The organism is Vibrio sp. YIC-376 (assembly GCF_052353105.1).
Taxonomy (GTDB): Bacteria; Pseudomonadota; Gammaproteobacteria; order Enterobacterales; family Vibrionaceae; genus Vibrio.
The window spans coordinates 40,906-62,316 of record NZ_JBBWFK010000003.1 but is presented as its reverse complement, the minus strand read 5'-3'; the positions used below and the strand labels follow the sequence as shown (position 1 = coordinate 62,316).

Sequence of the window (21,411 nt, the reverse complement as noted above, 5' to 3'; positions counted from 1 at the left end):
GAGACAATGACAATGAAGATGACAAATTGCAAATTTTCTAAGTACGTTGCGTTGGGAAGTTTGCTTTTAATACCGATGGTTTCTCAGGCTAAGACGATCAATATAGCCTTCACTCAAACCCTCGATTCACAGCACGGTGAAGCGGCGAAAGCGTTTAAACAAGAACTGGAGACGCTAAGCAACAAGGACTTAACCGTAGACCTTAAACCCGCAGGGGCTCTTGGGGGAGAGCGAGAAGTTGTAGAGAGTTTGCAGCTTGGTATTATCGAAATGACCATCTCTTCGACTGGGCCTTTGGGCAACTTCGACAAAGATGTTTATCTTTTCGACTTTCCCTATGTCTTCGAAAGCTATGATCACGCACATAAGGTTTTGGACAGTCACATAGGCCAGGCCATTCTAGATGGTATGTCTGCACACCAAATCAAAGGGCTTGCATGGGGTGAAAATGGTTTCAGACAGATCACGTATAACGGTGAGCCAATCACTACACCTGAAGACTTAAAAGGCCGCAAGATTCGTACCATGGAAAACAAAGTACATATTGCGACATTTGAAGCTTTAGGTGCATCTCCAGTGCCTATGTCGTGGACTGAAGTGTTCACCGCATTACAGCAGGGTACAATTGATGGTCAAGAAAACCCAATTAACTTGGCAGTAACTTCTAAGTTATACGAAGTGCAAAAAGAGGCGTCTCTGACTCAGCATTTGTATAGTCCTGCTGTTATTGCGATGTCTCAAAGCTATTGGGATGGATTATCTAAACAAGAACAAGAGTGGGTTCAAGCCTCAGCTAGCAAGGCTGCTATCGTAATGCGTAACACTCGCGAACGTCTAGAAAACGAAGCGTTTGATGAGTTGAAGCAAAAAGGTATGACTATCGAAAAAGTGGATATCACACCGTTTATTGCAGCGACAGAAGACGTAAGGAACAAGTTGGCAGGACAAATGGGCTTTACCGACCGTATGGCTGAAATCAAAGCAATGAAATAACGAAGTAAAGGCCAGGGCGCAAGCCTTGGCCTGAGGAGTCGATGATGTCGAAACTTGTAATTAGGTTTAGTCGATTTTTATCCCATTCAGTACTTATGTTATCAGCGGTATTGTTAGGGTTACTGGCCATATTGGTGTTTTATCAGGTAATTACTCGATTTGTATTTGGCTCGCCCTCCACTTGGTCGGAGATAACCGCCAGGATCATGATGGTTTGGATGGTCTATCTCACGATGAGTTGTGTATTCAGAGAAGGTAGCATGATTACGATCGGTTTCTTCGTAGACCTGCTCCCTAATTCCCTAAATCTTTGGGCGAAGCGATTGGTGACACTACTGGTGATATTTTTCTTGGGAATCCTCATCTGGTACGGATGGGAAATGGCAGTAAGAGTAAAATCTCAGAATGTTTCAATGGTGGATATCTCAGCTTTCTGGTTGTATATCAGTATCCCTGTTGGCGCTTTGTTAACGATACCGGCATTACTAGAGTGGCATCTTTTAAATGTAGAAACGCATTTAGAGTTAGGCCATTACAAAACCAGTAATGAAAGCGAGGTTTAATTATGCCAACAGCTATAGTTTCTTTACTACTATCTTGTATTACGTTGTCGGTTCCAATTGCAGTTTCTATCGTTATTGCATGTGCGATTGGGCTTTATGCTTTCAGTAACCTTCCGTTAGTTATCATTCCACAGCGGATGTTTATTGGGTTAGATAGCTTTCCATTGATGGCGGTGCCTCTGTTTATCCTTGCGGGCAATATTATGGGGCAGGGTGGCGTTTCGAAGCGCTTGGTCAAGTTTGCTAAATCTTTGGTTGGTAATATCCAAGGTGGTCTAGCGATGGCTTGCGTTATTACCAGTATGATATTCGCCGCTGTTTCGGGATCTAGTGTCGCTACAACGTATGCAGTTGGCTCGATCTTATTACCAGCAATGATCATGCACGGTTATCCAAAGAAGGTTGCAACAGCAATACAAGCTTCATCTGCAAATCTTGGTATCGTTATTCCCCCATCGGTTCCACTGATCATGTATGGAGTAAGTACTAACACATCAATTGGTAAGTTGTTTCTCGCAGCTATAGGACCTGGTTTGCTTATGGGTGGAGCTCTTATCCTCATGGTTATTATTTGGTGTAGGGTTTGTGGCTATGGCAAGAATGACTCTGTCGGCCGAGAAAGTTTCTGGTCGTCGCTAAAAGATGCAGTTCTGGCGATATTGATGCCGACGATCATCCTAGGTGGTATTTACGGAGGAATATTCACACCAACAGAAGCCTCAGCGGTTGCTGTTATATACGGTCTGTTTTTAGGTTTAGTTGTTTACAAGGAAATTTCTCTTAAAGATATTCCTGACATCTTGAAACGTTCAGCTATTGCGACAACTTCCGTGATGCTTATTATTGCCGCAGCATCTTTACTGAGTTTTTTGGTGAGTCGTTCAGATATACCACAAACATTAGCAACATTTGCAACGGATAGCTTTTCCACAGGGCTTCAATTTCTACTGGCGGTGAATGTTTTACTCTTAGTTGTTGGGATGTTCGTGGAAACCTCTGCCGCAATACTATTACTAGCGCCGATTTTGACACCGATTGCTGTGATCTACGGTATCGATCCTGTGCACTTCGGAGTAGTAATGGTGGTTAACTTAGCGATCGGTATGTTCACACCACCTTTGGGAGTTACTTTGTTCGCAGCGAGCCAAGTCGCGAATATTCAGGTCGAAAAAGTGGTGAAATCGACACTTATCCCATTGATCACTTTGATATGCTGCCTTGTTGTAATTACAATCTTCCCAAGCATTACGCTTATGTGGGTAAATTAGATAGGTTATTTGGCAGTAGGTATTAGTTCTCAATGAAGAAAGAGCAAAGGTTTAATAAGATAGTTGACTACCTTAAGGATAGAAAACTCGCTACGGTAGAAGAGCTTGTTCCTCATGTCAATGTCTCGCCAGCGACTATCCGTAGGGATTTAGTTGAATTAGATAGCCAGGGAGTAGTTCGAAGAACACATGGAGGAGTGACTTTAAATAATTTTGTTGCGACACAGCTTTCTTTTCAAGAGAAAAATGAATTATTTAAATCAGAAAAAATCCGAATATGTAAAGAAGCTGCAAAATTAATTGAAGGTGGAAATACCATTATTCTTGATGCTGGCACGACAACTATGGAAATTGCGAAAAATATTACGCATTTACCTCTAAGGGTTATTACACCAGATTTAAGGATTGCGTTATTTTTAAGCCAGTTTAAGCAAATAGAAGTAACGGTATTTGGTGGAAAAATAGATAGTTCTAGCCAATCTTGTATTGGCGAACACGCAAGAAGGCTACTTCAATCTATTATCACAGACCTTGCTTTTATAAGTTGTAATTTCTGGAACGTTGAGCATGGTGTTACTGCACCAACTGAGCACAAGTCGACACTCAAAATCGATATGATGAAAAGTGCTAAGAAGAGTGTGTTAGTAGCAGATAGCAGTAAATACGGCAACAGCTCTTTATATAAAATTGCTGAGTTGGAACAATTTGAGGAAATATTTACTGATTGTAATATAAGTCCTCAAAATAAAGATTTATTACAATCAATAAAGTCAAAAGTTAATTTTATTTAACTTCACTTAACTTAAATATCTATTTAATTATGTCTGCGTGAATTATTTCACGTAGACCCCTGTACGCGTAAAAAGGAAAGTAATATGAAAATTGCAATTGGATGTGATGATGCTGCTTTTGAATTAAAAGAAATTCTCAAAAAACATTTGTCAGATAAAAATATTGAGTTCACTGATTTGGGACTCAAGCAAGGCGATGACCATATCTACCCTGATATTGCAAAAGATGTTGCAGTTGCAGTAAGTCAAGGTGACTTTGAGCGCGGGATACTCTTATGTGGTACCGGTATTGGTGTATGTATCGTCGCTAATAAAGTTCCGGGAATTCGCGCAGCTCTCTGCCACGACACATTTTCGGCAGAGCGTGCAAGAAAGAGTAATAACGCACAGATCATTACCATGGGAGCTAGAGTTATTGGGCCAGAACTCGCCAAAAGTATTCTAGATACCTGGTTAGAATCTGAATTTTCGGATGGTCCTTCTACGCCTAAAGTAAATCGGATCAATGAAATTGATTCAGAATTCCACACTATTCGTGCGTAAGCTCAGTTATAAAGGAGGATCTATGAAGCCTTTTTGGGTAGGTACTAGTTGGAAAATGAATAAAATTGGCCGTGAGGCCGATGAGTGGATAGATACTATTACGACATATTTGCAGAGTATTGATTGTAAAAGTCAGGTATTCACTATTCCTCCTTTTCCATATATAGAGCGTGTTAGCAAAGTCGCGCAGTCTGCTAATATTTTGGTTGGGGCGCAGAATATGGGCTGGGAAGACCAAGGTGCTTTTACCGGAGAGGTTTCTCCTCTGATGTTAAAAGACTGCGGTATAGACATCGTAGAAATTGGGCATTCAGAACGCCGTCATATGTTTGGTGAAAATGACGATACTGTAAATAAAAAAGTACTTGCAGCGTTAAAACATGGTCTACGACCACTGGTTTGTGTTGGCGATACCGAGCAAGAGAAAAATTGGAATGTTTCAGTAGAGTCCGTTGTACGTCAGGTAAAAATTGCTTTACACGAAGTACCATACGAGCAGCTATCTCAAGTAGTAATCGCATACGAACCCGTTTGGGCTATTGGTGAAAGTGGTATACCAGCCTCAGCGCAGGAAGCGGAGCAAATTCATCAGGCGATTCGTACAGCTCTGTTTGAGCAATATGGCCAAGAAATCTCGAATTCCATGTATCTCCTTTACGGTGGTAGTGTCAATCATTCGAATGCATCTGGGTTACTTAAACAAACCAATATTGATGGAATCTTTGTGGGTCGCTCAGCATGGTGCGCGGAGGATTTCTGTAGGTTGATCGATTTAGCAGAAAATGAATACTAAAAAATGTTAGTCGAAGTCTCTGGAAGATGGATACTCAATAAGTTACTTATGATCGAGAGGCTAGAGAATGGTGTTAAAAAGCTTTTATAAAGTATTGATTAGAAAAGGTAATAAGCATTATGCCAATTAGTACTATTGAAGAGATAATTGAAGATTATCGTAAAGGTAAAATGGTTATCCTTATGGATGACGAAGACCGCGAAAATGAAGGTGATATCATGATGGCAGCACAGCATGTGACAGCCCAAGATATCAATTTTATGGCTACCCATGGGCGTGGTTTGATCTGTTTAACTTTAGCAAAACAGAGATGTGATGATCTTAACTTATTCCCTATGGTCACCAATCATACTGAACCGTGGGCGACCGCTTTTACAGTATCTATCGAAGCTGCTCAAGGAGTTACCACAGGGATCTCAGCTGAGGATCGGGCTGTAACTGTTCAAGCAGCTGTTGCACCTAATGCGAAATCAACTGATTTGGTTCAACCGGGACATATCTTCCCTCTTGCTGCCAGAGATGGTGGTGTACTAGTTCGAGCGGGTCATACAGAAGCGGGTTGTGACTTAGCAAAATTAGCTGGTTTTGAACCAGCTTCGGTCATCGTTGAAATTCTCAACGAAGACGGCACGATGGCAAGAAGACCGCAATTAGAGCTGTTTGCTGAAAAGCATAATCTTAAGCTCGGTACAATCGCGGATTTGATTGAGTATCGTAATAAGACAGAAACAACAATAGAAAGAGTTTCTCAATGTCAGTTACCAACGGAATTTGGTCAATTTTCTATGGTTACATACCGTGATACTGTCGACGGTCAAACCCACTTTGCCTTGTTAAGAGGAGAGATCAACGATGAGCCGACTAACGTTCGAGTACACCTTCAAGATACTTTTAAAGACGTTCTCCACTCGGTCCGAGAAAGTGCTCAAAGTTGGACTTTGAATAAGGCGATGGAAAAAATTTCTAATGACAATGGTGTACTTGTAATTTTGGGGCAGTCAGAAAATGCAGAATCAATTATTGAAAAGGTAGAGCGTTATCAGGCTATTGACCTTGGGGAAGCAGTTTCTACTAATGATAAAATAAAGACTTCAAGGCGGATTGGAGTAGGGTCGCAAATCCTATCCGATCTTGGTGTCCGAAAAATGAATCTTCTATCATCATCAGGTAAAAAGTACCACTCATTATCTGGTTTTGGTTTAGAGGTAGTTAGCTATATCGAGCCCTGAATGAACTCGTTACTTCTACAAGATGACGTTATACCGCCTTCGGTGAGAAGGCGGCATAAGAGGAGTTCCTCATACGGTTCTTGTTAATATACTGAGTAATAAATGCGCAGTTTTTCCTCGTGCCATGCATTTTATCTATTCGGTCTTCCACCGCTCGATATTTGATCTACTCAGTTTTTCTCAATCCCATTTAATATCTACGAACCAGTCAAGATTCGTGATCTATTGGTTTTGCTAATCATCTTTCCTATACAATTCAATAACAACTAACGAATCGTCATTTGTATAGGGATATTTTCATGCTTCTTGAAGCTACAATATGGATATGGCTGCCACTTTTTCTCGCGATAGGAGCCGCATTTACACGGCACATGTCAGCAATGTTGCTATTGTTGGCGGTGACGTTAGTGAGCGCGTTAATTGTTAAACGTATCGAGCCTATTGCTTTTATTACCTCTCTGGTCACGCTTGGTATCGCTTATAAGCTGCCAGAATTTGCTGACAGGCAGAGAGGGAAGCCACTTTATTTACTTGGTTGGATTGCAGTACTGATTTGGTGTGCGATGTTATTTACCCATCTCATGCCGGGATTCAATAACCTGCAAGTGCTCGATAAGGTTTTAGCTGGTCCACAAAGTATTCCTTTTTCGATGTATTTGAATTTGGATAAGCCGCTTGCTCTTTTTGCGCTTCTTTTCGCTTATCCGGCACTATTGGGTAGTGAAAAGCGAGTTGAGCTTCATCGGCTTTCCGTCATTCTCATTCTCTTGTTCGCTTTATTTCCGATTGCGTGTTTGTTGGGAGCATTAAAAGTTGAGCTAAGTCTGCCAAACTGGTGGTGGTTATTTGCAATCAATAACTTAATGATTACCTGTGGTGCGGAAGAAGCTTTGTTTCGGGGATTTATCCAACAATCATTAAGTCGGCGTTTCAACTGGATGATAGGGTTAGCCATTGCAAGTGTATTATTTGGCGTAGCGCATATTGCTGGTGGAGGATTACTGGTCTTATTCGCAACGCTGGCTGGATTAGGTTATGGCTTAGTTTTCCATTTTACCGGGCGTCTTTGGTGTGCGGTCTTAGTGCACTTCCTTTTCAACTTTGTTCATCTTCTTTTCTTTACTTATCCGGCCGTAGCGCGTTGAGTCTGCATTCTGACACTTAGTCAGTAAGAACATGATCGCCAAAAAACCGTGGCCAATGTTACTTGGCCACAATGGTTAAGTCTTTTGGTTATAGATTAAACCGCTAATTCTCTGGAAGTCTTGATATAGATATCGCGCAGTTTTAAAGCGATCTCACCAGGTTTTCCATTGCCAATTGGCTTATCATCGATAGCAACAACAGGCCATACAAAGGTAGTTGCAGAGCTAATAAACGCTTCTTTTGCTTGATAAGCTTCTTCAATTGTGAAGAAGCGTTCTTCAATGGTTAAATCCAGTTCGTCAGCGAGTGTCATCAATGATGCGCGAGTAATGCCGTGTAAAATATCATTACTGAGAGGGCGAGTAACCAATACATTGTCTTTAGTCACAATGTAAGCGTTACTTGAGCCACCTTCAGTGACAAAACCATCTTCAATCAGCCATACGTCTTCTGCACCAGCAGCATATGCTGCCTGTTTCGCCAAACACGCAGGTAGCAAACTGGTTGTTTTGATATCACGACGACGCCAGCGAATATCATCAAACGAAATCACTTTGATCCCGGTCTGAGCTTTCGGGCTATCAATTAAACCGCGCGATTGAGTAAACAACACCAGTGTTGGTTCTATATCTTTGCTATATGAAAAATCGCGATCGCCTTCGTCGCCGCGAGTTAACTGGAGGTAGATACCGCCTTCGACTAAGCCATTTTTTTCAATCAGCTGTCGTTGAATATCCATCAACTGCTCGCCAGTTACTGGCATTTTAATTCCAAGTTCTTTAGATGAACGTTCTAAGCGGGCGAGGTGACCTTGATGGTCAATCAATTTTCCATCCAATACTGCTGTTACTTCATAGACAGCGTCAGCAAAAAGAAATCCTCTATCAAATACTGAAATTTTTGCTTCGCTTTCAGCAAGATACTCTCCATTGAGATATACAATACGTTCCATTTTTTTCCCCTTATCCCCACAATTCGCTGTGGAAAGGCAGCATCGAATTATTTTCAAATTCAAAGCCGTTTTCGATATCTTCACTTAGCAGTAGTGGACCATCTAAATCGACAACTTCTGCACCTTGGGCGACGACAAATGCGGGTGCCATACTTAATGATGAAGCCACCATACAACCGACCATAATACGTAAACCAGCCTCTTCAGCTTGCTCTTTAAGGGCCAGTGCTTCGGTCAAACCGCCTGTTTTATCAAGCTTTATATTGATCATGTCATAACGACCAATCACTTTTTTAAGGCTCATTCGATCATGACAAGACTCGTCGGCACAAATAGCAATCGGGCGCTCAAGTTCATCAAGCACATGATCTTCATCAGCATGAAATGGCTGCTCAATCATTGAAACATCAAGTTTTATAAGCTCAGGAATGAGCTGCTGATATGTCTCTACCGTCCACGCTTCATTTGCATCCAGAATGATCGCAGAATTTGGTGCGCCACGACGAACGGCTTGAACACGCGCGAGATCATCCGGACCGCCTAACTTCAATTTGAGCAGTGGTCGATGTGAATGTTCTATCGCCTTTTTTTCCATGTTTTCGGGCGTATCTAGTGAAAGTGTATATGCGGTAGTTAAGCTTTTTGCGACCACATCAACTTTATTCCAGATAGATTGCTTGGCCTGTTTACATTCCAAATCCCACATTGCGCAGTCTACCGCGTTACGAGCTGCGCCCGACGGTAGCAGTGGTTGCAAATCTTCGCGGCTAATTCCCGTTTCAATTTTTGGAATAATGCCTTCAATCTGAGCCAATACGTTTTGGATGGATTCACCGTATCGTCCGTAAGGGACGCATTCTCCGCGCCCCATTACACCTTGATGCTCGATTTCAACAATAACGGTCTCAGCATGGGTTTTACTACCACGAGAGATAGTAAAACTACCAAGAATAGGCCAACTTTTTGTATAAAGACTAACCTTCATTACAGCTCCGCTAATTTATCTACAATACGAGCAACACCTTGACGGAATGGGTCGACAACTGGCAAGCCTACTTCAGACTCAACTTTGTCCATATACTCTAACGCTTCGCTCTCAGTCAGTCCTGAGGTGTTGATCGAAACACCAACAAATTGAACATTTGGGTTTGTTAGCTTGGCCGTTGCGATGTTCGCTTCCATGCATGTTTTAATGTCCGGCAATTGATAATCAGGCAGACCACGCATATGGGTTCTGGTTGGTTCGTGACACAAAACTAAAGCGTCTGCTTGTGAACCATGGATAAGACCCGTAGTCACACCGGCAAAAGAAGCGTGGAATAGTGAGCCTTGACCTTCAATGACGTCCCAATGTTGCGGATCATTATCCGGAGTGATCGTTTCAATGGCACCTGCAATGAAATCTGCAACTACGCAGTCTGCACTCACACCGTCACCGGTAATTAGTATGCCTGTTTGGCCAGTAGCACGGAAATCGGCATCAATGCCTCGGGCTTTCATCTCTTTTTCAATTGCCAGAGAGGTGTACATTTTACCTACAGAACAATCTGTACCGACAGTAAGTAAGCGTTTACCGGAACGCTTTTTGCCATTAGCAACTGGGTAAACTTGTGTCGGGTAACGAACGTCAAACAGGCTACAACCATTTTTCTTCGCACATTCAACCAGTTCAGGGATGTCACTTAGCTTGTTGTGCAGGCCTGCGGCTATATCCATACCGGATTCTAACGCTTCGACCAGTACTGAAATCCACTCTTTTGAAATGATGCCACCGCGGTTGGCTACACCAATGACTAAGGTTTTTGCACCTGCTTCAACGGCCTGTGCAACACTTAAATCGTCAAGACCCACATCAGCATTACAGCCCTCTAAGCGTAACTGACCAACACAATATTCTGGACGCCATGTTTTAATTCCTTGAGCCACTTTCGCAGCGAGAGAATCTGCAGCATCACCCAAAAATAATAGATAAGGTTGTTTAAGTTCCATCTTACGTTTACTCCATTTCGTTAAACTGGTTTGGTGCCAGCCATTAATATTGCTTCTGAATACAAACTACAGTGCAAAATCCGTGACAGCAATATCTAAGAAAGCGCGAGAATATTTAAATTATAAGCAAAATAACGTGATTGCATGCATTTATTATTCATAAATATTTTTATTGGTGAATAAATATGCATGAAATTGTAATTTCATAATGTTCTGTGTTGTTATCAAATATCAGTCTTTATCTGAAGTTTACGACTCCAACAGCAATAGATTCTTTTATTACTAAAGGAATTCCACGTCTTATCTATAAAATAAACTCTCAAGGTTTCTGTGGTCATTTATACCGTTTTTAAATTGATAAATAGATAATTCTATTATGTGATCTTGTTCAAATTTAATGAGTAGTTTTAATGAAAATCCAACAACGTTCGAGATGTTTATCAACATTTATGCACTAAAAATGCGCAAAAATATTGATTTTGGTGCATAAATGGCTTAAATGTGTATTATTTGTTAAATAGATGACGTGCTGAATCTTACTTGTGGGTTGAGATTTAATTTGGGTTGGGTTTGTATGATTAACTAAATAATCTCTTGTAACTGGAATTTTGTATAGATTTTAGTGTGGCTTGGCCGAACATATAGGATGAATTTTTCGATAGAATATTTATCTATAAAAATCCTGACTGCCGTTCACATATGCCAGTTGTTAAGATGGTTTTAATATGGTCTGCATATTGCTTAGATTGCTTCAAGCATATTTGTCTTGAAGTTAATCGGAGTGAGTTAAATGGAATTAATACAGCAATTTGTCGGGCAAGTTAATGGGGTTGTGTGGGGTGTTCCCATGCTCGTTATGATCCTGGGTATCGGTATTTACTTGAATATTGGCCTTAAGTTTATGCCTCTATTCAACATCGGCCGAGCATTCAAATTAATGTGGAATGGTCGCCAATCCAGTGAAAGTAGCGATGGAGAAATCCCTCCTTTTCAAGCTTTGATGACCGCCCTGTCTGCAACAGTCGGTACAGGTAATATTGCCGGAGTTGCAACGGCCGTGTTTGTTGGTGGGCCAGGAGCCTTATTCTGGATGTGGGTAACTGCATTGCTGGGGATGGCAACAAAATATGCAGAAGCAGTATTAGCTGTAAAGTATCGCGAAACTGACGCAAAAGGCAGTTTCGTGGGTGGCCCTATGTACTACATAAAAAATGGTATGGGTAAGAAGTGGGCTTGGTTGGGTACAGCGTTTGCAGTGTTTGGCACATTTGCCTGCTTTGGGATCGGTAATGGCGTACAAATCAACTCGATCGCTCAAGTGATGGAAAGCACGTTCAGCTTCTCACCATTACTTGTCGGCATTGTCGTAATGATTTTATCTGGCGCTGTGCTACTTGGTGGTGTTAAGCGTATTGGTGCATTTGCAGGTTCGCTGGTGCCGATCATGGGTATTGCTTATGTTGGCTGTGGCGTGGTTATTCTCATCATGAATGTTGATCAGGTTGGTGATGCTTTAGCGCTCGTTGTTCAGCATGCGTTTACACCAACGTCGGCTCAGGGTGGCTTTGCTGGTGCAACGGTATGGATGGCAATTCGATTCGGTGTGGCTCGTGGTATTTTCTCAAACGAGGCTGGTCTGGGTTCGGCTCCTATTGCTCATGCTACCGCGCAGACAAATGATCCTGTCCGCCAAGGCTTTATCGCTATGTTAGGTACTTTCATTGACACCATCTTAATTTGTAGCATCACCGGTTTGGTCATCATCATTTCCGGGCAATGGACTGGCAGTGAATCAGGTGCAGCTTTGACTTCAGCGGCCTTCAACCAAGTTCTCCCTGGTTTTGGTAGCTATCTAGTGGCAATTAGCCTGGCAATATTCGCCTTTACTACGATAGTGGGCTGGTCTGTTTATGGTGAACGTTGCGCATCCTATTTATTCGGATCGAAAGCGGTCATTCCTTTCAGAATCATTTTTGTATTGGTATTACCTATCGGTGCAACTATGGAACTGGATTTTATTTGGCTGCTTAGTGATACGTTAAACGCAATGATGGCAATCCCTAACTTGATTGCGTTGCTGGCTTTAAGCCCAGTTGTGTACAAGTTGACGAAGGAATTCTTCGTAGAAGAAACCTCTCAACGCATCGCGGAAGAAGATCTATAACCGCAAAAGAAGTAGCTCAGCGCAACATATTCCCCATTACAAATGGTGTTGGCTGAGCTGCCAAGGACGAAAAGTAATACAGGAAAGAGTTAATGATTACTGCTGAAGCTGTTATCAATCTAAAAGCACTTAGTGACAACTACAACTTACTTAAGAAGAAATGTGCCAACAAATCGGTTGTCGCTGTAATAAAAGGTGACGCATACGGGCACAATGCGGTAAAAACGGCTCAAACTCTGACACAAGCCGACATGTTTGCGGTGTCGCGCATCGAAGAAGCGCTAGAACTAAGAAGCGAAGGAATTAAGCAGCCAATATTACTTCTTGAAGGCTGTTTCTGTAAAACTGACCTCGAAACGGCAGCTCGCGAAGGTTTCCACACTGCGATTCACTGTAAAGAGCAATTGGAAGATCTTAAGCAGGCGGAGATTACTCAACCTGTCACTGTCTGGCTTAAGCTCGATACAGGTATGCATCGATTAGGAGTTCATCCTTACGAACTTAATGATTATGTGCGACAAATTGAAGCAACGAATAAGCTAGCAGGGCCAGTAGGGTTCATGAGCCACTTTAGCTGTGCCGACGATTTATCTTCTTCTGTAACACAAAAACAGATAGACCTGTTTCTTTCGCAAACCGCTGGGTTCCCTGGGCCGAAAACATTGGCGAATTCGGCAGGTATTTTATATTGGACTGACTCCCATTTAGACTACATGCGAGCAGGTATTGCACTTTACGGTATCAGCCCTAATGAAAATGAAACGGGTAAGCAGCACGGTTTACGCTGCGTGATGGCGCTGAATTCCAAACTGATTGCCATTCGCGAACATAAGGCGAACCAACCTGTTGGTTATGGAGAAAGCTGGACATCAGGCCGTGACACTTATATCGGTGTTGTCGCGATGGGGTACGGGGATGGCTATCCTAGAAGTGCACCGGAAGGTACTCCTGTCTACATTAATGGACGCATGGTGTCTATTGCAGGCCGCGTGTCGATGGATATGATCACTGTTGATTTAGGGCCTGATGCACGTGATAAAGTAGGGGACATTGTTGAGTTCTGGGGTGAAAATTTACCTATTGAGAACGTTGCTAAACATATAGGTACCATCCCCTATGAGCTTGTTATCAAACTGACCAAGCGTGTCCGTAAAACTTACGTCGAAGCTTAAGAGCAACACGCTTTTAGCTTATACAAGTTAAGTTAAAGGTTTAGTGAGGAATACTACCGGAGCGTTATTTGGAGTCATCGGCAGAGTGGATTGATTTATGACCAGCATGAATATTGTCTACTGAATCTTTGTAAAATGATGAAGTAATATTCATTAGCTGTTTCACGATCTGCTCTTTATCTGATTCACTGATCAGGCGTTGCCTGACAAACTTCTCCAGGTGCGCTTTATGTACCGTATTCAACATGTGATTAAGCCATTTTCTATGCGCTGTTGCGGTAATAACGGGATAGGTTTTGTCCAGTTGCCTGACCGCATCTGAGCTTTGCTTACGCCACGATTCCCAGACGTTCAGGACTTGTTTTTTCAATGCTTGATCAACCGGGTAGTCGTTTAAGAGTGTTTTTAGCTCGATAAGTGTTAAATCAGATGTCAGCAATCGAGACCAAGCAAGTTCATACTGAATGGACACATCGGATGTATGTTTCTTTTCCCATTTATCGAACATACGGGTAAACCACCTTTTGTTCGAGGCTTGAGTTTGGGGTTGCTGGTATTTATGGCGTGCGGCATCCATTTGTTGATCAAAAAACTCTCTTTGCTTTTGATAACTTCCCATGGATATCAGTCCCTGATCATAGAGTAGGTAGAGGTATTCACTCTCAATACTCAGACCTTCCATAATGAGTTTCTTATACAGACTTTCCGTATCCACCTCTGTAGCATAGAGGTGGCGTAGCTCGTGCTTTTCTTCTTCTACATGAGATTTAATCGACTGCATTATTTCATCTGGTGCCCCGCTATCTGCTAATGGCGTTTTTGCAAGATGAACAAGGACTTTCTCGCTAGCTTTCATAGCGGATAGCATGAGCTCTTTCTTAGTGATCTTTTCTTCAATGCTGGATTCATCCAGTCTCAACCGACTGGCCAGCGGAGACAAGGTCAGTCCCTGAGCTAAGATAGTAAAAAATACTGCGCCCATCGCGACCGCCAGCAGGGTTTCGCGTTCTTCGAGAGCGAACATAGAGGCATCAGTGATGACAAGTATGGAAAGAGCCAGAGTGACAGCCCCTCGGAGCCCTCCCCAAAGACAGATGTGTTGGTAGGATCTGGGCAAAGAGTAGGACAGGCGCCGTAGCCGACCGAAAAATGGTAGTATCCAGTAAACAAAACCAGCTCTCGCAAGCAGCATACTGATGATCACCAGCAAAGTGATGGCCCAGTGGGATGCGATAAGTTCTAAGTTTAACCACAATCCAACCAGTATAAAAATCATGGCTTTAGCGAGATCAGAAAGGTAGGTCCAGAAGCTATTCAGATACTGGTTCGACTCATTACTGATCGGCAGTGGGGTATTTTTAGCCAGAACTAAACCACAAATGGTCAAAGCCACAATACTGCTGGCATGAATAAATCGTTCAACACCAATAAAACATCCAATCGCGGTGACAAGGCTGATGCTGATTTCTATGTATGGGTCGTCGGGTAGTGCTTTCATTAGCCAGAGAAGTAACTGTCCCGTTAAGTAACCGCAAAGTGCGCCGACCAAAAAGACCCAGATGAATTGCCATATTCCGGTAAGTACCATTTCTGCTGGAGTTAGGCTCATGGCGAAAACGAGCACTGCGATTTTGTATGCCGCAATGACCGTCGCATCATTAAATAAACTTTCGCCTTCGACAATCGTGATGAGATCTTTGGGCGCTCCCGATTCTTTAAAAATAGCGATAGTGGCACTGGGATCGGTGGCGCTCAATATTATTCCGAGCAACAGCGCAGTCTGGGGCGTTAAAATACCAACGAAAACTAACGTAGCCGTGATGACCAGAGTTGAGAACATGACACCGGGAATGGCCATGATCATAATCGCGCCCCAGTTGGCCGTGAACTTAGCAACATCAAATTTATACGCTGCCTCAAACACCAACAAGGGTAAGAAGACATATAACATGGTCTTCTCTGCTATGTCTGGCTCGTAGAAGATGCTAATTCCGGTTGGCAATTCTGGCAACAGAGTCAGGCAAACCCCAGAAATCACCAGAACAATTGGGAAAGGTATTCGTAAGGCTTTTGCGATAAGTGACGAAGTAACGGATATCGTGATTAACAGTATGATACCCAGGATGGACGATATGAAAATGTCAGGAACATTCATACTTACTTTACGTCTTATTCGCTGCGCTAAACCTATGATTAAGCATGGTTCATATTTTACTAATCTTCCTGATAAATCGGAAAAGTACCCAATGTTCCTTAACTAATTTTGTGTTTGAGCAAAGATACTCACTTTCTATTGCTCAGCACGGCAGCGATAATGAGTCCAATACCAATGCCGGAAATCAGTGAGCCGACAAAGGCGAGTACCGAGTGTTGGAGAAAGATCATACCCACGCCTAACCCAAGTAATGTTCCACCACCGATAGCCCAGTTACTTTTATCGTTGGTGTTTGTCTCATTAACCATCATGTCACTCCTTAATCGAGTTTCTGTGACTAACTATAGTTAAGGATCGGGTAATAACTAGATGCAAACAAAACATTTATCACTAACAAAAAGTTAAAAAGGTGAGTAAGCAAATAAATACTGAATTTCAGATAAAAGATAAGCCGCTATATGCACTAAACTTGGTGTAACTGAAATTAAGTTTAATAGGCGTGATAGTGGCTTGTATTGCTGTTTTATATGTTTGGTTAACCTCTCAATCAATGAGGTGTGAGCGCGATGAGTAGCCATTTAAAATCTCCGGTAGTCCCTTGTTTGATGGATACCTGGCACCTTTCTGAATCTGCAATTTATCACTGGTTACTAAAACAAACTGCTGATGAAGAGTTAAGTGTGGATTTACTTCAAGATACCTTTTTAAGAGCGATGCAGAAGAAGCAAGGTTTTTGCGATATTCATAATCAAAAAGCCTGGCTATTTCGGGTAGCACATAACCTTCTTATCGATAGACAAAGGCAGTCAGCCAAATTGTTTAGGATGGATTTGTTTGATTATGAACCTACATGGGAGCAAGAAGAGGAGGCTCAAGTAGATAGCCTTGCACAGTGTTTGCCAAAAGCACTGGATAAATTGAGCCACTCGGACAGGGAAATTATTAAGCAGTGTGACTTACAGGGGGTGAGTCAACAAGACTATGCCACGCAACATGAACTGACCTTAGTTGCGACGAAAGCCCGAATCCAACGAGCTCGAAAAAAACTGAAAACGATTTTACAACACCAGTGCCATATACGTTTCGACGATCAACAACGAGTATGTTGTTTCTACAAAGAATAATCTGCATCTTTTGTGCTGCTACTTCGTCTTAATAATAAAGAGGTGATCAGATAGGTCATCGATTTAAGTGTAAGGAGCCGACATGTTTGAGGTTTTTACGCATCTTGCCGACTGGATGACGTACCAACTATTTGCTTTACAACCAAACACCAAATTTGCAGATGCTACCCACTTCTTTATTGAAGATGTCAGTAAAATCATGGTGCTGTTGGTTGTAATGATTTACGTGATAGCCCTGTTTAGAGCATCGTTAAATGTTGAAAAAGTACGGCATTATCTCGCGGGTAAACGGCGTTTATTCGGTTATCTTGCAGGCAGTTTTTTTGGGGCCATCACCCCGTTTTGTTCCTGCTCGAGTATTCCGATATTTTTGGGGTTCACCTCTGCTGGTATACCGATAGGCATTACGATGGCATTTTTAATTACCTCACCATTAATAAATGAAATCGCCGTCTTGTTGCTATTTAGTCTGCTTGGATGGAAGTTCACTGTCATGTACGTAGTGATCGGGATGCTAATAGGTATATTAAGTGGCTGGTTGCTAGACGCTATTGGTGCTCAGCGCTGGCTACAGCCTCTGGCCGCAAAGGCAATGAACAATGCTAAAAATCTTCAACAAAGCCACATTTCTCAAGGCTTGAATGAGAGTTCGGGGTTGACGCTGTCTGAACGTCATGTGTTTGCGAAACAAGAAATGGCTGAGATTGTCGGTCGCGTGTGGAAGTGGGTGTTTATTGGCGTCGGTGTCGGAGCAGGACTACATGGCTTTGTGCCTGATGGTTGGATTGAAACATATTTAGGCGCTGGCCAGTGGTGGTCGGTTCCTGCGTCGGTACTCATAGGTATTCCACTTTATTCAAATGCCACCGGTGTGATACCCGTGATGGAAAGTCTGCTTAGAAATGGGTTACCAATTGGGACAACACTGGCGTTTTGTATGAGTACGGTAGCGGCAAGTATTCCTGAATTTGTCATGCTAAAACAAGTCATGCAGTGGCGACTGCTTGGCATACTTTTCGGGTTGCTGTTGCTCGCATTTACGTTAATGGGATGGATATTTAATTTACCACTATGGCAATTTTAGGAGACGAATATGAAAATATTTAAAGTGCTGGGTTCTGGCTGTGCAAACTGCGTTAATACGGCGAAGCTCATCGAGAAAGTCGCTGCAGAGCAAGGGGTTGAAGTTGAAGTTGAAAAAGTAACGGATATGGAAGCCATCATGAGTTATGGCGTAATGTCCACACCTGCAGTGGTAATGGATGAAGAGGTGGTACATGCTGGCGGTGTCCCTCAAGCTGAAAAAATTCAATCCTGGATAACTTCCTGATAATGAGTCCAAAGGCTGTAACATCAAAGCCTTTGGACTTTATCTCATTTTATTAACCCATCACGGTATTCGGTAGCCAGGTTACCAGATCAGGGAACATCATTACGATACACAGAACGAGTAGCTGAACCATGATAAATGGTGTTACTGACTTATAAATGTCCAACATGGTAATGCCTTTTGGCGCGATGCCTTTCAGGTAGAAAAGTGCAAAACCATACGGCGGTGTTTGAACTGCGATAACGATGTTCAGGATCATCAGTACACCAAACCAGATAGGGTCGTAACCCAGAGCAACGGCCACTGGCGTAAAGATTGGCGCACACATCAGAACAATGATGAACTCATCAATGATGAAGCCAAGCAGCAGCATGATGATCTGGAACATAATGATGATCATGATTGGCGGTAGGTCGAGGTTAGTCGTGATATCCGAAACCATGCCTTGTACGCCCATCAGAAGATGGAAGTTACTGAATACTGATGCACCAAGAATAATCCACATCGCTACGCTGACCAAGGTTGCGGTCTGGAGGCCAGCTTTCTGAACCATTGCTGGTTTAAAACGCTTAAACAGGATAGACAGGATAATTGCGCCTACCACACCAATAGCACCAGATTCCGTTGGCGTTGCGATACCAGCGATAATACTGCCCAACACGGCAACAATCAGAAGGAGAGAAGATGCACCGTCTCGGATGGTTTTGAACAGCTCGTAGCCTTTCGGGATTTCAATGTCATCATTGTCCTCATCCAGTGGTGCGCGGTCAGGGTTCAATTTACATGAAATAACCACATAGCTTATCAGAAGCACAATAGTGATAAGTGCTGGCACCATTGCGCCCAAAAACATTTTACCCACCGAGTTTTGTGTCGCAGAGGCAAACATGATCATCGGGATACTTGGTGGAATCAGAATGCCTAAAGAACCGCCCGCCATGATGACACCCAGTGCCAGACGTTTGTCATAGCCACGCTCAAGCATCGGTTTAAGTGCGATACTGCTCGATGTCATGATACCCGCACCGATGATGCCCACCATAGCGCCAATCATTGAGCAGACACCAATTACGCTGATAGCAAGTGAACCGCGAATACGCCCGATCACTAACTGACTTGCGTTAAACATGGCATCCCCGATCCCTGATCGTGTAAGAATCTGACCCATGTAGATATATAGAGGGATTGCCAGAAGAATAAAGTTGAAAAAGGTGCTCTCGACGGTGGTCGGGATAATATTAAATAAACCTTCGCCCCAGGTTATGTAGCCAACGCCCATGGCGATTGCTGCTAGTGCGAGCCCGACTTGTGCTCCCAAAGCAAAAGCGGTAAGGATACAGGCCAATAATACGCCTGTTAGTACTTCAATCTCCATATGCCACTTCCTCTGTGATTTGCTCTTTCTTAACTTTTGTTGAATCTATTTTAAATGGCTGTTCTTCCAGACTATTGGATGAGTCGCCAGTTGCCGGCTGAAGGAGTTTTCTGCCAGTCAGCAGGTAGAAAAGGTCGCAGATGATTTGTACAGAGTACTGAGCAATAAAAATGACAGCAGATACGGTAATCATCAGCCAGAAATGATGTAAAGGTGGAGCCCATTCACTTTGAGTGCGGTAGTTCAGCTCCAGGCTTTCGAAAAACATCCCACTGCACACCTTTGCCATCACGACTAAGAAACCAATGGCTAGGACGGCGGTTAACAAGTCGAAACTGCGTCGAACTCTTTCGGAAACCTTAGCGTGAATAATATCGACGTTGATATGAGCACCTTTTTGTTGTGCATAAGCGCCGCCCAGCGCTGAGATATAACCGAACAGAAACAGAGATGTGTCATACCCCCATATTGTTGGTCGGTCCAGAACGTATCGCGCGAATACTTCATATGCGACAACCGAAGCGAGTATTGGCAGAAGGTAGGCGACTGAACGTCCGATACCTCTAATTAAACTCTGAACGATTCGGCAGTATCCTATGAGAATTTTTTCAATCATGTGGCCTCCTTGCAAACAGAAAGATGAGGTGGAACCAAGCCCACCTCAACATTCTTCATTACTGCTTTTCCAGTATGTCGATAAGCTGTTTAGAGTACTTGTCCTCACTTGCGTATTCTGCAGCAAGTGACTTACCAGCTTCTTTCCATGCGTTTTTATCTGCTTCAGATGGTTCTGGGCTCCATTTCAGACCTTTCGCTTCCATGTCAGCAATCGCTTGAGATTCCCAAAGGATAGATTTGGTCATTTGCTCTTGAGCGTGAACCGTAGTTGCGGCTTTTACGATGGCTTGTAAATCCGGAGATAACTTTGCCCAAGCTTTTTTGTTTACAACAATCGGAAGTACCTGTGCGCCAGCTAAAGGCAGTGGGTACATGTATTTCGCCACTTCAACGTGGTTACCGTCGCGGTGGTCAATCATGTTTGAACCAATCGAGCCATCGATAACGCCTGTTGCCAGAGAAGTATAAATTTCGCTCCATGCCAGTGAAACAGGAGAGGCACCAAGGTTTCTCAGGAACTTACCGTAAGCGCCTGGTGCACGGATTTTCATGCCTTTGAAATCTTCTACAGATTTAATTTCTTCTTTGGTGATGATGTACACAGGAGGCTGGATGTACGGGTCTAACCAAACCATATTTTGTGAACCATAAGCTTCTGTCAGAACATCAGACCAACCCTTCTCGTGGAATAGAGTTGAAAGTTCACCAACATCGTCAGTACCACCCGGTAGACCAATCTCTACAACGCCAGCTGGAAGTTCACCTGCATGCATAGATTGAAATGGCGCACCCATTTGGATAAGGCCAGACTTAACTGCACCCAGGATACCTTTCGTTCCGACACCTTCACCTGAATATAAAACCTGAACGGCAATTCGACCGTTAGACATTGTCTCAATATTCTTGGCTAGATCCTCGTAAACTTGCCCGTAAGCTGTACCGCGGCCATAAAGGTTGGCAAAGCGCCAGTTCTGCTCTGCAGCAAAACTCGCTGCTGAAGTAGCCATAGCGCCAAGTCCTAGCGTTGCCGCAAGCATGCCACTCAGTAGTTTTTTTCCTTTTCCCTTTAGCATAGAAAGTCCTCTTCTAAATGTTTTTCGAATCCGTTTTCGAGTTCCATATTAAGAGTCGATTGCTAAAGGAATAGAACCAGTCACGGACATACGATGGTACCAGTTTGAATTTTTATGCTGGTACCACGAATAA

At 43.0% G+C, this 21,411-nt stretch carries 21 protein-coding genes; 13 read left to right on the top strand and 8 right to left on the bottom strand.

Annotated elements, in window-relative coordinates; translation table 11 throughout:
• Positions 1–6: 6 nt before the first annotated feature.
• The 8 genes from dctP (at position 7) to WJM94_RS07235 (ending at position 7,325) form a co-directional block, all read left to right on the top strand.
• Positions 7–993, top strand: a complete 987-nt coding sequence (dctP, locus tag WJM94_RS07270; protein WP_444493581.1) for a TRAP transporter substrate-binding protein DctP — start codon at positions 7–9, stop codon at positions 991–993.
• A 44-nt stretch (positions 994–1,037) separates the two neighbouring features.
• The gene (locus WJM94_RS07265; RefSeq protein ID WP_444493580.1) at positions 1,038–1,556 is read left to right on the top strand and encodes a TRAP transporter small permease; all 519 of its coding nucleotides are present in this window, start codon (positions 1,038–1,040) and stop codon (positions 1,554–1,556) included.
• Between the two features lie 2 nt (positions 1,557–1,558).
• Positions 1,559–2,824, top strand: a complete 1,266-nt coding sequence (locus WJM94_RS07260; RefSeq protein ID WP_444493579.1) for a TRAP transporter large permease — start codon at positions 1,559–1,561, stop codon at positions 2,822–2,824.
• A gap of 32 nt (positions 2,825–2,856) precedes the next feature.
• A complete protein-coding gene (locus WJM94_RS07255) occupies positions 2,857–3,615 on the top strand; it encodes a DeoR/GlpR family DNA-binding transcription regulator (RefSeq protein WP_444493578.1) in 759 nt (252 codons plus the stop codon).
• Positions 3,616–3,699: 84 nt separating this feature from the next.
• Positions 3,700–4,158 (top strand): ribose 5-phosphate isomerase B, encoded by a 459-nt coding sequence (gene rpiB, locus WJM94_RS07250; protein ID WP_444493577.1) that lies wholly within the window; start codon positions 3,700–3,702, stop codon positions 4,156–4,158.
• 22 nt (positions 4,159–4,180) lie between these two features.
• The gene (locus WJM94_RS07245) at positions 4,181–4,951 is read left to right on the top strand and encodes a triose-phosphate isomerase (RefSeq protein WP_444493576.1); all 771 of its coding nucleotides are present in this window, start codon (positions 4,181–4,183) and stop codon (positions 4,949–4,951) included.
• Between the two features lie 119 nt (positions 4,952–5,070).
• Positions 5,071–6,180 (top strand): bifunctional 3,4-dihydroxy-2-butanone-4-phosphate synthase/GTP cyclohydrolase II, encoded by a 1,110-nt coding sequence (ribBA, locus tag WJM94_RS07240; protein WP_444493575.1) that lies wholly within the window; start codon positions 5,071–5,073, stop codon positions 6,178–6,180.
• A gap of 299 nt (positions 6,181–6,479) precedes the next feature.
• Positions 6,480–7,325 (top strand): lysostaphin resistance A-like protein, encoded by an 846-nt coding sequence (locus tag WJM94_RS07235; RefSeq protein WP_444493574.1) that lies wholly within the window; start codon positions 6,480–6,482, stop codon positions 7,323–7,325.
• Positions 7,326–7,420: 95 nt separating this feature from the next.
• Here WJM94_RS07235 and WJM94_RS07230 read toward each other — a convergent pair whose 3' ends face one another.
• From WJM94_RS07230 to dgcN, 3 genes are read right to left on the bottom strand one after another with little or no spacing between them, the layout of a single operon-like run.
• Positions 7,421–8,278: a D-amino-acid transaminase gene (locus WJM94_RS07230; RefSeq protein WP_444493573.1), complete on the bottom strand. Its 858-nt coding sequence runs from the start codon at positions 8,276–8,278 to the stop codon at positions 7,421–7,423.
• Positions 8,279–8,288: 10 nt separating this feature from the next.
• Positions 8,289–9,263, bottom strand: a complete 975-nt coding sequence (gene dgcA, locus WJM94_RS07225) for an N-acetyl-D-Glu racemase DgcA (RefSeq protein WP_444493572.1) — start codon at positions 9,261–9,263, stop codon at positions 8,289–8,291.
• Positions 9,263–10,267, bottom strand: a complete 1,005-nt coding sequence (gene dgcN / locus WJM94_RS07220; protein ID WP_444493571.1) for an N-acetyltransferase DgcN — start codon at positions 10,265–10,267, stop codon at positions 9,263–9,265. The genes dgcA and dgcN overlap by 1 nt, the downstream gene beginning before the upstream one ends.
• Before the next feature lie 790 nt (positions 10,268–11,057).
• Here dgcN and WJM94_RS07215 point away from each other — a divergent pair.
• Both WJM94_RS07215 and alr read left to right on the top strand, forming a co-directional pair.
• The gene (locus WJM94_RS07215) at positions 11,058–12,431 is read left to right on the top strand and encodes an alanine/glycine:cation symporter family protein (RefSeq protein WP_444493570.1); all 1,374 of its coding nucleotides are present in this window, start codon (positions 11,058–11,060) and stop codon (positions 12,429–12,431) included.
• Positions 12,432–12,523: 92 nt separating this feature from the next.
• A complete protein-coding gene (alr, locus tag WJM94_RS07210; RefSeq protein WP_444493569.1) occupies positions 12,524–13,603 on the top strand; it encodes an alanine racemase in 1,080 nt (359 codons plus the stop codon).
• A 64-nt stretch (positions 13,604–13,667) separates the two neighbouring features.
• On the opposite strand, the gene WJM94_RS07205 is transcribed toward alr, so the two are convergent.
• Positions 13,668–15,758 (bottom strand): cation:proton antiporter, encoded by a 2,091-nt coding sequence (locus WJM94_RS07205; RefSeq protein ID WP_444493568.1) that lies wholly within the window; start codon positions 15,756–15,758, stop codon positions 13,668–13,670.
• 128 nt (positions 15,759–15,886) lie between these two features.
• Complete coding sequence (locus tag WJM94_RS07200) at positions 15,887–16,069, bottom strand: hypothetical protein (protein WP_444493567.1); 183 nt, start codon at positions 16,067–16,069, stop codon at positions 15,887–15,889.
• Positions 16,070–16,324: 255 nt separating this feature from the next.
• Between WJM94_RS07200 and WJM94_RS07195 the strand changes: the two genes are divergently transcribed.
• The 3 genes from WJM94_RS07195 to WJM94_RS07185 all read left to right on the top strand — a co-directional run bounded on the left by WJM94_RS07195 (position 16,325) and on the right by WJM94_RS07185 (position 18,212).
• Entirely contained in the window at positions 16,325–16,882 is a 558-nt protein-coding gene (locus WJM94_RS07195) for a sigma-70 family RNA polymerase sigma factor (RefSeq protein ID WP_444493566.1), read from the top strand.
• An 82-nt stretch (positions 16,883–16,964) separates the two neighbouring features.
• Positions 16,965–17,966, top strand: coding sequence for a permease (locus WJM94_RS07190; RefSeq protein WP_444493565.1), 1,002 nt, complete (start codon positions 16,965–16,967; stop codon positions 17,964–17,966).
• A gap of 9 nt (positions 17,967–17,975) precedes the next feature.
• A complete protein-coding gene (locus tag WJM94_RS07185; RefSeq protein WP_444493564.1) occupies positions 17,976–18,212 on the top strand; it encodes a thioredoxin family protein in 237 nt (78 codons plus the stop codon).
• Positions 18,213–18,264: 52 nt separating this feature from the next.
• Here WJM94_RS07185 and WJM94_RS07180 read toward each other — a convergent pair whose 3' ends face one another.
• From WJM94_RS07180 to WJM94_RS07170, 3 genes are read right to left on the bottom strand one after another with little or no spacing between them, the layout of a single operon-like run.
• The gene (locus tag WJM94_RS07180) at positions 18,265–19,587 is read right to left on the bottom strand and encodes a TRAP transporter large permease (RefSeq protein ID WP_444493563.1); all 1,323 of its coding nucleotides are present in this window, start codon (positions 19,585–19,587) and stop codon (positions 18,265–18,267) included.
• Positions 19,577–20,203: a TRAP transporter small permease subunit gene (locus WJM94_RS07175; protein ID WP_444493562.1), complete on the bottom strand. Its 627-nt coding sequence runs from the start codon at positions 20,201–20,203 to the stop codon at positions 19,577–19,579. The genes WJM94_RS07180 and WJM94_RS07175 overlap by 11 nt, the downstream gene beginning before the upstream one ends.
• Positions 20,204–20,261: 58 nt before the next feature.
• The gene (locus WJM94_RS07170) at positions 20,262–21,278 is read right to left on the bottom strand and encodes a TRAP transporter substrate-binding protein (protein WP_444493561.1); all 1,017 of its coding nucleotides are present in this window, start codon (positions 21,276–21,278) and stop codon (positions 20,262–20,264) included.
• Positions 21,279–21,411: the final 133 nt, after the last annotated feature.